The sequence below is a fragment of the Flavobacterium suzhouense genome, from assembly GCF_042684765.1.
GTDB classification, from domain to species: domain Bacteria; phylum Bacteroidota; class Bacteroidia; order Flavobacteriales; family Flavobacteriaceae; genus Flavobacterium; species Flavobacterium suzhouense.
Map to the genome: position 1 here is coordinate 12146 of NZ_JBHUMD010000025.1, position 12332 is coordinate 24477.

The 12332-nt window shown below is 38.6% G+C and carries 13 protein-coding genes; 4 read left to right on the forward strand and 9 right to left on the reverse strand.

Features of this window, described 5'->3' with window-relative positions:
• Nucleotides 1-37: 37 nt before the first annotated feature.
• On the reverse strand, nucleotides 38-427 hold the full coding sequence (locus ACFSR3_RS10600; RefSeq protein ID WP_379820937.1) for an HIT family protein: 390 nt from the start codon (nucleotides 425-427) through the stop codon (nucleotides 38-40).
• Nucleotides 428-432: 5 nt separating this feature from the next.
• Nucleotides 433-909 (reverse strand): transcription elongation factor GreA, encoded by a 477-nt coding sequence (gene greA, locus ACFSR3_RS10605; RefSeq protein WP_379820938.1) that lies wholly within the window; start codon nucleotides 907-909, stop codon nucleotides 433-435.
• 164 nt (nucleotides 910-1073) lie between these two features.
• Between greA and ACFSR3_RS10610 the strand changes: the two genes are divergently transcribed.
• From ACFSR3_RS10610 to ACFSR3_RS10620, 3 genes are read left to right on the forward strand one after another with little or no spacing between them, the layout of a single operon-like run.
• Nucleotides 1074-1514 (forward strand): Rieske (2Fe-2S) protein, encoded by a 441-nt coding sequence (locus tag ACFSR3_RS10610; RefSeq protein WP_114759408.1) that lies wholly within the window; start codon nucleotides 1074-1076, stop codon nucleotides 1512-1514.
• A complete protein-coding gene (locus ACFSR3_RS10615; protein ID WP_379820939.1) occupies nucleotides 1514-1807 on the forward strand; it encodes an SRPBCC family protein in 294 nt (97 codons plus the stop codon). Before ACFSR3_RS10610 ends, ACFSR3_RS10615 begins: the two co-directional genes overlap by 1 nt.
• A gap of 21 nt (nucleotides 1808-1828) precedes the next feature.
• Entirely contained in the window at nucleotides 1829-1990 is a 162-nt protein-coding gene (locus ACFSR3_RS10620; RefSeq protein ID WP_379820940.1) for a hypothetical protein, read from the forward strand.
• Nucleotides 1991-1996: 6 nt separating this feature from the next.
• On the opposite strand, the gene ACFSR3_RS10625 is transcribed toward ACFSR3_RS10620, so the two are convergent.
• The 7 genes from ACFSR3_RS10625 to ACFSR3_RS10655 form a co-directional block, all read right to left on the reverse strand.
• A complete protein-coding gene (locus ACFSR3_RS10625; protein WP_379820941.1) occupies nucleotides 1997-4291 on the reverse strand; it encodes a GH92 family glycosyl hydrolase in 2295 nt (764 codons plus the stop codon).
• Nucleotides 4292-4393: 102 nt separating this feature from the next.
• A complete protein-coding gene (locus tag ACFSR3_RS10630) occupies nucleotides 4394-6577 on the reverse strand; it encodes a TonB-dependent receptor (protein WP_379820942.1) in 2184 nt (727 codons plus the stop codon).
• A 284-nt stretch (nucleotides 6578-6861) separates the two neighbouring features.
• The gene (gene arfB / locus ACFSR3_RS10635) at nucleotides 6862-7263 is read right to left on the reverse strand and encodes an alternative ribosome rescue aminoacyl-tRNA hydrolase ArfB (protein ID WP_379820943.1); all 402 of its coding nucleotides are present in this window, start codon (nucleotides 7261-7263) and stop codon (nucleotides 6862-6864) included.
• A gap of 27 nt (nucleotides 7264-7290) precedes the next feature.
• Nucleotides 7291-7653, reverse strand: coding sequence for a four helix bundle protein (locus ACFSR3_RS10640; RefSeq protein WP_379820944.1), 363 nt, complete (start codon nucleotides 7651-7653; stop codon nucleotides 7291-7293).
• A 43-nt stretch (nucleotides 7654-7696) separates the two neighbouring features.
• Complete coding sequence (locus ACFSR3_RS10645) at nucleotides 7697-9604, reverse strand: DUF4301 family protein (RefSeq protein WP_379820945.1); 1908 nt, start codon at nucleotides 9602-9604, stop codon at nucleotides 7697-7699.
• On the reverse strand, nucleotides 9565-10200 hold the full coding sequence (gene pnuC / locus ACFSR3_RS10650; RefSeq protein ID WP_379820946.1) for a nicotinamide riboside transporter PnuC: 636 nt from the start codon (nucleotides 10198-10200) through the stop codon (nucleotides 9565-9567). The genes ACFSR3_RS10645 and pnuC overlap by 40 nt, the downstream gene beginning before the upstream one ends.
• Complete coding sequence (locus tag ACFSR3_RS10655; RefSeq protein WP_114759414.1) at nucleotides 10200-10844, reverse strand: 4'-phosphopantetheinyl transferase family protein; 645 nt, start codon at nucleotides 10842-10844, stop codon at nucleotides 10200-10202. The genes pnuC and ACFSR3_RS10655 overlap by 1 nt, the downstream gene beginning before the upstream one ends.
• Nucleotides 10845-10996: 152 nt before the next feature.
• On the opposite strand from ACFSR3_RS10655, the gene ahcY reads away from it, so the two are divergent.
• Nucleotides 10997-12313: an adenosylhomocysteinase gene (gene ahcY, locus ACFSR3_RS10660; protein WP_379820947.1), complete on the forward strand. Its 1317-nt coding sequence runs from the start codon at nucleotides 10997-10999 to the stop codon at nucleotides 12311-12313.
• Nucleotides 12314-12332 lie beyond the last annotated feature (19 nt).

The following is a 12332-nucleotide window of genomic DNA, read 5'->3' on the forward strand; positions in this document are numbered from 1 at the left end:
AAGCGTGGTTTATTGTATTTTAGGAAATAATTATCAATTACAGATTTGAAGCTATGGCTTTTGCAAGCGCTTCAAATTCTTCTTTTTCGAGTTTTACTTTATTTACAAAACGCATCTCATCCATTTCGTTCAGCGGAATAAGGTGCACGTGAGTATGAGGAACTTCAAGACCTATAACTGCCACACCAACACGTTTGCATGTTACAGTTTTTTCAAGGGCTTTGGCAACTTTTCTGGAGAACTTCATCAATCCAAGATAGTGTTCTTCCTCCATATCAAAAATTTTGTCTATTTCCTGTTTAGGGATACACAAAGTATGGCCTTTAGCGTTCGGATTAACATCCAGAAAAGCCAGATAGTTATCATCCTCGGTTATTTTGTAAGCCGGGATTTCACCATTAACTATTTTTGTAAATATTGAGCTCATGGTAATTAGTCTCTTGTTATTTCAAGAACGTCAAACTTAAGCGTTCCGTTTGGTACATTTATTTCAGCGGTTTCCCCAACTGATTTCCCTAAAAGTCCTTTTCCAATAGGTGATGTAACCGAAATTTTTCCGGTTTTAAGGTCGGCTTCACTTTCAGCAACAAGGGTATATTTCATTTCCATGCCATTAGCCTGGTTTTTAATTTTAACCGTGCTAAGTACAAGTACTTTTGATACGTCAAGTTGTGACTCGTCTATAAGACGAGCGTTAGCAACAAGCTCTTCCATCTTGGCTATTTTAAGCTCAAGCAGTCCCTGCGCCTCTTTAGCTGCATCATATTCTGCATTTTCAGAAAGGTCACCTTTGTCTCTTGCCTCTGCAATTGCAGCAGAAGCCTTAGGTCTTTCAATACTTTTTAGCTGATCAAGCTCATCTCTCAGTTTTTTTAATCCTTCAGCTGTATAATAAGATACTGTACTCATAATTACGTCGTTTATATAAATAGAAAAAATCCCATTGCGATGGGATTTCTTTCTGCAAAGATAATATTTTTTTAGTATTTCAGTTTTTAATCACGCAATAGCATGATGTCAAAGTTAATTAAATTAAATTTGTTTCATAATTATAAAGCTTAAATTTTCATTTAATGAAAAAATATATTTTACTGTTTGGATTACTGATGGTTGCCATAATGGCAAGTTGTGATGATGATAATTTTAACAACAATAACAAATACCTTCCTAATTATAGTTTTCAGGTTCCGGTTGATATGAGTTCGCCCCTCTATAGTCAACTCAAATTTGCAGGGAATGCAGTTTATGTTTCTACGGTAACTTCAGGTATCAATGGAATTTTTGTAACAAATACAGGAACCGGTTTTACCGCTTTTGAGGCAAGTTGCCCCAATCAACCGTTGGATACCTGTTCAAGGCTTACACTTAACGGAATCATGGCAACCTGCCCATGTGATAATGTTGAATATTTTTTATATACAGGACAGCCTACAGGCGGAGTTAAGGTACAGTATGGACTAAAGCCTTACAGAGTTCAACAAATATCTGAAAACGAATTGCTGATTTCTAATTAATGCCAATTATAAAACTTCAGACTACAATTAATGCTCCTGTAAAGGTTGTGTTTGATTTGTCCAGGAGTATCGATCTGCATAAGATATCAACGGCTCAAACCAATGAAGAAGCTATTGCTGGAACAACTTCCGGACTTATAGGTCTTGATGAGACCGTTACATGGAGGGCAAAACACTTTGGACTTATCCAATTGCTCACATCAAAAATTACCGAATTTGAGTCTCCTTACCGCTTTACTGATGAAATGGTTTCGGGGGCTTTTGTCCGTTTTAAACATCAGCATTTTTTTTAGGAAAAAGATGGATATGTTGTAATGATAGATGTCTTCGATTACACAAGTCCCTTCGGTCTTTTGGGGCGAATGGCAGATGTACTTTTCCTAAAACATTATATGGCAAAATTACTTACTGAACGTAACAGGGTCATAAAGGAATATGCCGAAGATGATAGTAAATACCTTCAGGTACTACATTAGATAAAACTATTTCTTAGGTTTTTTGCTCATATAAAATACAAGTTCGCCGCCTTGTGTGATTTCTTTGTGTGTCAGATAGGTTCTGTCTAATAGCTTTCCGTTTAATTCTATTTTGCTTACATACACATTAGCCGGTGACTGATTTTTAGCAATGATTGTGAATGTCTTTTCGTTTTCAAGATTAAGTGTTGCTTCTTTGATGTTCGGAGAGCCTATCGCATATTGGTCGCTTCCCGGTGCTACAGGGTAAAAACCCAGCGAGGAAAAAATATACCAGGCACTCATTTGTCCACAATCGTCATTGCCGCCAAGCCCGTCAGGTTTTGGTTTATACATGCCATTAAGTATCATGCGAACCCTCTGCTGTGTTTTTTCCGGATGTCCGGTCCAGTTATACAGATAGGCTACATGGTGCGACGGTTCATTACCATGAACATAATTGCCAATTATTCCATCTCGGGTAATATCTTCAGTATTGGCAAAATATTTATCAGGGAGTGTCATGGTAAACAAAGAATCCAGATGCTGGGTAAATTTTTCTTTACCACCGTTAAGTTTTACAAGTTCATCGGGATATTGTGGTACGTATAGGCTGTAATTCCATGCATTTCCTTCAATAAAGCCCTGTCCGTGCGTATCCAGTGCGTCGAAGTCCTTTTTAAAAGTACCATCGTTCATTTTTGGGCGCATAAAACCGATAGCCGGATCAAATACATTTTTGTAATTGTTTGATCGTTTGGTATATTCCTCGGCGACAGCTTTGTTGCCAATGTTTTTGGCTATCTGTGCAATACACCAGTCATCATAGGCATATTCAAGTGTTTTTGAAACTGAAGAACCGTTTTTATCTTCAGGAACATAACCTTTAGAAGTATAGTATTCCAGTCCGTCAAAGTATTTAAGGTTTGATGAGCTTATACAGGCTCTAAGTGCCTTTTCTTTATCAAAATCATCATTGCCTTTAGCTATGGCGTCAGCAATTACCGAAACCGAATGATAGCCAATCATGCACCAGTTCTCATTGGCATAATGCGACCATACAGGTAACGCATGGTGTACGCTCTGATCATAATGGGCCAACATACTTTTGATCATGTCGGCATTACGTGTTGGCTGTACAATATTAAAAAGGGGATGTAATGCTCTGTAAGTATCCCATAGGGAGAAAGTGGTGTAATTTGTAAAGCCATCGGCTTTATGGATATTTTGATCCAGCCCTTTGTAACTTCCGTCAGTGTCCATATAAACAGTCGGGTTTATAAATGCATGGTACATGGCGGTATAAAAGTTAACCTTGTCGTTTTCAGTGAGGGTTTCAATTTTTATTTTATTTAGTTCTTTTTCCCATAGCAGCTCGCCATCGTGTTTTGTTTTGTCAAAATCCCAATGCGGAATTTCTGCTTGCATATTGGCTAATGCGCCAGCAGTACTCACGGGAGATAATGCCATTTTTACCAACACCTGTTCGCCTGCCTTTACATCAAAATCAAAATACATTCTGATGTTTCTGCCTGCCTGCTCAGGGAAATTTTTCGATTCGTCAAACTTTCGCCAAAAGCCTTTATATATATTGTTTTCATCATATTTTCGTGCGCCATATTGTTTTATGGATTTAGAAAATGCCATTGCGAAGTAAACAGTGCGGGTTCTTGCCCAGCCGTTGGTCTGTCGATAACCTGTAATAAGGGTGTCATTTTCAACACGAACAAAGGTCCATACATTCTTTTCGTTGTGGTTGTAAATACCGTGCATCAGATCCAGGATAATATGTGCCTGCTCTGTTGAAGGAAAAGTATAACGATGAAACCCTACACGCTGGCTGGCGGTAAGTTCTGCCGTAATATTATTATCATCCAGTTTTACCTTGTAGTAATTGGCAGTAGCTGTCTCATTTGCGTGCGAATAAGCAGAGCGGTAGCCAGAAAGTGGTTTGTCTGCCGTTCCCGGGTTAAGTTGTAATTCTCCTGTTGAAGGCATAATAAGGAAGTCACCCAGATCGCTGTGTCCGGTACCGCTGAAATGCGTATGGCTAAAGCCAACTATGGTTTTGTCTTCATGCTGGTATCCTGCGCAGTATTCGTATACTTTGCCGTTGTATTTTTTGTTGAGCTCATAAGCGATGGTGTCAGTATCGGGACTAAGCTGAACTGATCCAAAAGGAACTGTTGCGCCGGGAAAGGTATGGCCCATTCGTTGCGTCCCTATAAGCGGATTGATATATTGATAGTTCTTCTTTTCTGTTTTTTGGGCAAATGCCAATGAACTCAGGAATAATGCGGTAAAAAGAATGTTTAATTTCATGTCCGGATAGTTGTTGGGTAAAAATAACTGTTTTTGAACAGTAAACAAAAAAGCGGGAACTATCCGTTTCCCGCTTTTGGTTAAAATCTTTTCAGTTAGTTCTTAGAACTTTAATGTTGCTCCGGCAAGAAAGTTAATGCCAGCCTGAGGATAATAGTAAGGGTCGCCATACATCGCCCCGTTAGAAACATATTCTTTGTCAAAAATGTTGTTTACTAATCCGTTAAACACTATCGATTTGAATACTTTATTTATATTCCATTCGTAGCTAATGTTCAGGTCGCTTGTGAAATAGCTTTTTAGTTTGGCGCTTGGTGTTTCATAGTTGTCCATAAACTGTTCACCTACATATTTAGAAAGTAATGCAACCTGTAAATTTTTTACAGGAAGAAAAATCAATTGGTTTCCGGCAATTACGCTTGGCGAAAAAGCAATTTCCGTATTGCCAAGGTTTTGAGTTCCGGTTTCTGTTTCAATGTTGAAATCAACATTTTTGTTATCGCTTACTGCAATGTTAGGTCTTAAAATCCATTTTTCAGTAAGTACAAGAGTAGCATCAGCTTCTATACCCATACGATAGCTGTCGCCGCTGTTAGTGTATATATAACCGCCTACATCATTAAGTTGACCTGTAAGTACTAGCTGATCTTTGTATCTCATGTAGTAACCATTAATGTTTACAGTGCTTCGTCCGGATTTAAACCTCCATCCCAATTCAAAATCATTTAGGCTTTCCGACTTGTTGCTGCCATATTCATAGTCGCTTCGGCGTGGCTCTTTGTTAGCACGAGCGTAAGAGAAGTAAATATTGTTTTTGTCGTTTACTGTATAGGTCAGTCCTGCCTTAGGGTTAAAAAAGTTGAATGTATCATTTACCGGCAGTGGAGTGTCATTGCTTTCCAGAACATTGCTTGCTTCATACTCAACGTGGCGAAGTTGAAGGTCTCCAAAAAGGTTCAGTTTGCTTGTTATCTGGTAGTTTACTTTGGCGTAAATGTTGGCATCCTGCTTATCGGCATCATTATCATAATATCTGTCGCCCGGACGTACATTACCAGAATATTGTGCCCATATCACGTTTCCGTAATGTGCACCTTTGTATTTGTTCCACGCACCACCCATAACAACGTTGAATTTATCTTCTTTATAATTAGCCGATAAGGTGTAACCATAAAAGTCGTTATCAAGCCATTTTTGAGTAATCAGGTCGGCAGCGGTAATTTCTGTACCGCCTATGATTACAGGTAGTAATCCGTATTTGCCAAAAGCGGCATCGTCGCGGTAGTTCTCATAATAACCTTTGCCACGGGTATAGTGCAATGCTGCATTAGTGCTCCAGCGGTCGCTCCACCTTTCATTCCAGTGCAGCTGGTAGTTGTCCTGCTGGTAGTTATCAGTTTCATTATTGTAAAAACGGGTTTCGCCGTTTTCATCTGTATACATTCCAGACGGGTTAAAACGTCTGTTGTCACGCAGGGTAGTGGCGTCTATTCCATTCCATGCCTGGTATGTTTTTTCTTTTCCGCCAAAAACCAATGCCTTGATAAGAGTAGTGTTCCCTACATAAGTTCCCTGAAGGAAATATGATTTAAGGTCTGATGATGCCCTGTCGATATAACCGTCTGAGGCAAGAGATGATAATCTTCCTGCAATCTCGAACTTATCGTTCATAAGCCCGGTGCTGAATTTTACCGTATGCTTTCTCGATCCGTAGCTACCAAAAGAATTAGATATCTCACCGCTTGAGTCGTGTTTGTAGGTGTCGGTTAATACATTAAGGCTCGCGCCAAATGAACCCGCCCCGTTTGTAGAAGTACCTACCCCTCGCTGCAACTGAATACTTTCGGCAGATGATGCGAAATCGGGCATGTTTACCCAAAAAGATCCATGTGATTCGGCATCATTAAATGGGATACCGTTCAGGGTTACGTTAACACGTGTTGCATCGGCTCCCCTTACGCGTATACCTGTATAACCAAAACCATTACCGGCATCGGTAGTCGTTACTACAGATGGTAAGTAGTTAAGCAATACAGGGATGTCCTGACCCAGGTTACGCGGAGCAAGTTCAGCCTTGGTTACATTGGTAAATGTTACCGGGGTGTTGCTGTTAGCGCGAACAGATTGTACCAATACTTCATCAAGCTTGTTTACAGAATCCTGTACTACAGGTTGCTGAGCATAGGCGGTAAAGCCTAAAGTAGTAAGGAGAATTGAAGTAACCGCTTTGCAGCTTTGCAGCTTTGCAACTTTGTTACTTTTAGAAAAAATGAATAAAGATTTCATTCGTAAAAAAAAATTACGAATAAAAGGGGTAATTATTCTTTTGTTAGTTAAAAATGATTTTTTTTGACAAATGAACACGGCATGAACACCGTTGTTTTATTGTCTTTCCCTTGGCAGCATTACCTGCCCAGGTTCTTTGGGTATAATCTCAGCTCGTTATTTAGAGCACCCCTTTGAGACGGCGCAAAAGTACAAAAAGTATTGAGATTTTAGATTTTAGTATTTAGATTTTAGTGTTGAAGACCTTGTTTCCTGTCTAACTTCTCGATACTCAATACTAAAATCTAAAAGTCAGGCCTTCTTCGGGATTGTTTTTTCTCGGCCTGCCTGCGTTTGCTTTCAATACGTTTTTTAATTACCGAACGTGGTATTTTGGTAGGCTTACGGGGCTTATCTTCTTTAAGCGCATTTTCCATTACTGCAAGAAATCGTTTGGTAAGAATGTCTTTGTTGCGCAGCTGGCTCCTGTCTTCGTCACATTGCAGGATAAGAACACCTTCATTGGTCAGTTTAGAGGCAAGGCGTACTGAAGCCAATGTTTTTTCCTCGTCGGTAAGGGCATTACTTGCTGTAAGATTAAAGCTAAGTACTACCTTAGAGGAAACTTTGTTTACGTTTTGTCCTCCGGCACCACTGCTTCGCACGGCTTTATAGTCAAGCTCTTGTAATATACTGTTTATGTTCATTTCAGAATTTAGATTTCAGACTTCAGATTACTTAGTGTTCGTTTTAGCCTTTACGGTTTTTAATGAAGATACAAAGATTGCAGTCAATTCGTTAGCTTCTTTCCATAACGATTGTACTAATAATTCATCGAGCCATTTTTTTTCTAATATTATTTCAAGCCAAAATAATGTTTCGTCGGATTCTTCAAGAACAATCTCCATTTTGGATATGAATTCCCGGTCACTGCGGGCTCTACAAACTGCTCTATAGTTTGCACCTACAGAAGTACCGCTTTTTGCAATCTGATAACTAATGATTTTTGAAGCCGGTGTAGATGGTATCCTTTCTACTAAATCTATAATTGAAAGTGAAAATTGTTTAGTCCGTAATTTTAATTGTTCCGTTGTCATGAAGTTGCAAAAATCTGAAATCTAAAATCCAAGATCTGAAATTTTACCAGGGCTGATGCGCAGGTTTTAAAAGGTCGTTTACTGTTTTTACAGGGTTAAAGGTCTCAAGAGGTACTTCGGCAAAAAGCGTGATCCATCCTGCCATCGCCCCATTCCATAGTCCCGGAAGCTCGTATGATTTTACTTCTTTGCCAAATCTGTTTTTATTTACAATAAAGCCAGATGTCTTATCTATGAACTTATGGAGGTCAAAATATTCGCCCTTGTAGTTTTTTAGTCCACATACCAAATCAACCGGGTTAAAATGAGTGGCAGTTGAGAAAATTTCTTTTTGGATCTTGTTGTCAAGATCTACTTGAGAACTTTCAACTATCTGAAGTGAAAGTGCGCCTTTACTGCATTCTATCCAAAAAGGTCCACCTCCTGGTTCGCCTTCATTTTTTACCATTCCGCAAATGCGGATAGGTTTGTTTAATAAGTTGAATATGAATTCCTTTTTGTTTTGAGGTGTATATTTTGATACGTCAGCTGGTATGTGAAGCAATAGTTTTTCTTTGGCGAAAGCAAAAATAGCATTCATTTCTTCTTCGCTGATACTGTCTTCTTCAATCATTTTTAAGTAGGTGAAAACCTGATCCTGAAGAGTAATCAATATTCCTGCAAGTGCTTTTTTATAGAGGGCAATTGTATGTGTATTGTTATGGCTAACGTTGTCTATGTTTTTAATGAAAACAATATCTGCATCCAGTTGGCCAAGGTTTTCAAGTAGCGCACCGTGTCCGCCCGGCCTGAAAAAAAGATGTCCGCCGGCTTCCCTAAAAGGAGTGTTGTCTGTATTTACAGCAAGTGTGTCTGTATTTTTTTGCTGAAAAGAAAAAGTTATATTAAAAAGGATGCCCGATTCCTTTTCAATGTTTTCCTTAACTGTTTTTATTTCATCAATAAACCCATCCATATGTTCTTCCGATATGGTAAACTGGATGTTTGCTTCACCTTTAGAACTTGCATAGGCAATGGTTTCTTTTAGGTGTTCATAGATAGGCGTGGCTATAAAACCATTATAGTTATGAAAAGGTAATATTCCTTTTGGCTTATTGGCGAAGTCAAAATGCTTACTGCTTAGTATGGTTTTGATAAAGACAAATATTTTTTTGTCTTTCGGCATGGCAGCAAAGTTTTCATCCTCTTTTAATACATCAATGACATCTTTGTAGAAAGGCATTTTTTCAAGTCCTACTAAAAACAGGCGAAGATGATTGTCTTTTTTACGGTTTATGTAAGCATTTATAGTTTCCTTATCATAATTAAATTCGCTTACAAACTCGTTAAGGAATTTGAACATTCTTGTAGCCGCTCCGGAAGCTGGTACAAATTTAGTTAATGTAAAATTGTCCTTTTTTGCATCAAAATGAGAAGCATAATTAAGGGCTGTCTCTTCAGGGAGTTCTATAATGCCATTTTTTAATGACGCCGGTTTGTTCAAACTGGTTTTACTTACACCGTCTTTAAAAATGTTTAATTGATTTATTATAGTTTGTATGTCTATGCCTTTGTTCCTTATGTCGGCAAAGTCTGTTTCAGACAATCCCATTTCTTTAGCCCGGATCAGCTCGTCAAGAACTGTTTTCCCTGCCTCGAAAAAAGGAGTATTGTTTGAATTAATCATTATATGTGGTTGGTTGTTGGTGGTTAATCTTTGTTTTAGTTTTTTTATAGATGCTTTATCTGCATCATTAGTTGCGTCACAGATTATAAAAAGCTGTGTCGTTTTATCATCTTCATTAAGAGCTTTGTCAATGCTTACCGTACGAAATACAAAATTAGGAGCAGTGTTATCTGTCGGATTTGCAAATTGCGCAAACCCTTCAGCAACTTCCCTGCCATTAAGCCCATTGCCGTATATGGTAATGTTTATGGTGTTTGTATTTCGTCCTGCAATGTTCTCTTCCATGACCGATAGCCAAATATGGCGATTGTGGTTAGTATTATATAAAAGAAACCGGTAAAAATCAGTCCTTTGTAAAAAAATAGGGGGATTGCAATTATATCTCCTGCTATAAGATATAGCCAGTTCTCGACTTTCCGTTTGGCTAATAGCCACATTCCTATAAAGAAAAGCCCTGTTATAAATGTGTCTACATAGGCCCACCATTGGTTGAACATATGAAAGAAGTGATATACAACGGATACAAATATAACGGAAACTATAAAAATGCCTAAACATTTATAATTATCTTTAGCTGAAACGGCTGTTATTTTTAACAAATCGTGGTGCTGTTGGTCTTTACGGCTCCATAAATACCAACCATAAATACTCATGTAAAAATAATAAGCATTGATTATAAGATCTCCATAAAGATCAGCAGTGTACAGAATGTATACGAATATAAAAGTACTTATAAGTCCTGTTGGGTATACCAGTATGCTATTTTTAGCGGAGTAAATTACACTTAACAGTCCAAAAAAAATTGCAGTCAGTTCAAGGATCAGGAATTCAGTAGTGTAGTCTTTAAACTGTCCAAAGAAAAAATCAAAGAAGTCGATCATTATAGTTTGGTTTTGCTGCCCAGACAGTATACTAAAGTAAAATCTTCCACTTCTTCAAAGTAAAACGGGTAGCTTTCATTAATGTCTTCATAATTTACCGATGTCATTCCGTGTTTATCTGTCAGCTCAAAAGGGAAAACATAAATGTTTTGCTTAAAACTTAGTCCGGCACGTGATATCATTTTATAAACGGCCTCTTTAACACCCCATATAACAATTAACTGTTTCATGTAATCGGTAAGATGTGAGGGGTCAAGGTAGTTGAATTCCGGTTCAATAAATTTGTCGGCTATGGTAATTACCTTTTCTCTTTGCAGTTCCATATCAATCCCAATATCGTTTTTGCTGACAATAATAGCTGAAAATGCATAGGAGTGTGTAATCGATATGTTCATGCCGTCGGTAAGATGGGGTTTGCCGTCGGAGTCGTAAAAAAGATCGAAATCAGTATAGCCAATTTCCTGAAGGAGCATCCTTACACCAAGAAAACCTTTTTTGTGGAGTTCACTTTTCATACCATCAACCCTGAGCGAACAACTGTCTTTAAGCTTTATATGATTAAAAAACTCTTCCAGGCTTTCGGTGTTTTTCCAAATGAGCAGGCGGGTATCCTTATCTATGTTGACAGATTTATATAAAGGCATGGGGTAAAGTTGGTGCCAATGATTCCATAATGTTGTATCACAAATGGTTATGGATGCGGCATATTTTTATATTTTGTTCTTAAAACGGGCTAATTACAAATGCATTCACTAAATTTGCAAAAATTTTTTGCTAATACAAATATACAATATTCATGAGTACTACAACGCTGCCATACGTGGCATACAAAGTAAAGGATATTTCGCTTGCGGAATGGGGAAGAAAAGAGATTCAGCTTGCTGAGGCTGAAATGCCGGGTCTAATGGCGCTTCGTGCTGAATATGGCGCATCTCAGCCGCTTAAAGGGGCTCGTATTGCAGGTTGTCTTCACATGACAATTCAAACGGCTGTTCTTATCGAAACTTTAGTTGCTCTTGGTGCTGAAGTTACCTGGAGCTCATGCAACATTTTCTCTACTCAGGACCACGCTGCTGCTGCCATTGCTGCTGCAGGTATCCAGGTATATGCATGGAAAGGTCTCAACGAAGAAGAATTTGACTGGTGTATCGAGCAAACGCTTTTCTTTGGAGAAGACCGCAAACCGCTTAACATGATTCTTGATGATGGAGGAGATCTTACCAATATGGTATTCGATCGTTTCCCTGAGCTTACAGCTGCTATCAAAGGTCTTTCTGAAGAAACTACAACAGGTGTTCACCGTCTGTATGAAAGAATGAAGAACGGTACGCTTGTTATGCCGGCTATCAACGTAAATGATTCGGTTACTAAATCGAAATTTGATAATAAATACGGTTGTAAAGAAAGTGCTGTTGATGCTGTTCGTCGTGCTACCGACCTTATGCTTGCAGGTAAAAGAGTTATTGTTTGTGGTTATGGTGACGTAGGTAAAGGTACTGCTGCTTCTTTCCGTGGTGCAGGATCTATCGTTACAGTTACTGAAATCGATCCAATTTGTGCGCTTCAGGCAGCTATGGATGGTTACGAAGTTAAAAAACTTGATACTGTAATTGGTAATGCTGATATCATCATCACTACTACAGGTAACAAAGATATCGTTGTGGGTCGCCACTTCGAGCAAATGAAAGACAAAACTGTTGTTTGTAACATCGGTCACTTTGATAACGAGATCGACATGGCATGGTTAAACAAAAACCACGGTGCGTCTAAGATCGAGATCAAACCTCAGGTTGATAAATATACTGTAAACGGTAAAGATATTATCATTCTTGCAGAAGGCCGTCTTGTAAACCTTGGATGTGCTACAGGTCACCCAAGCTTTGTAATGAGTAACTCTTTCACTAATCAGACACTTGCTCAGCTTGAGCTTTGGAACAACAGTGCTGCTTATGAAAACAAAGTTTATATGCTTCCTAAGCACCTTGATGAGAAAGTAGCTTCACTTCACCTTGCTAAACTTGGTGTTGAGCTTGAAACGCTTAACGAAGAGCAGGCTGCTTATATCGGTGTTGAGGTACAAGGGCCATTCAAACCGGAGTACTATCGTTACTAATCTATAAGTATTGAGAAGT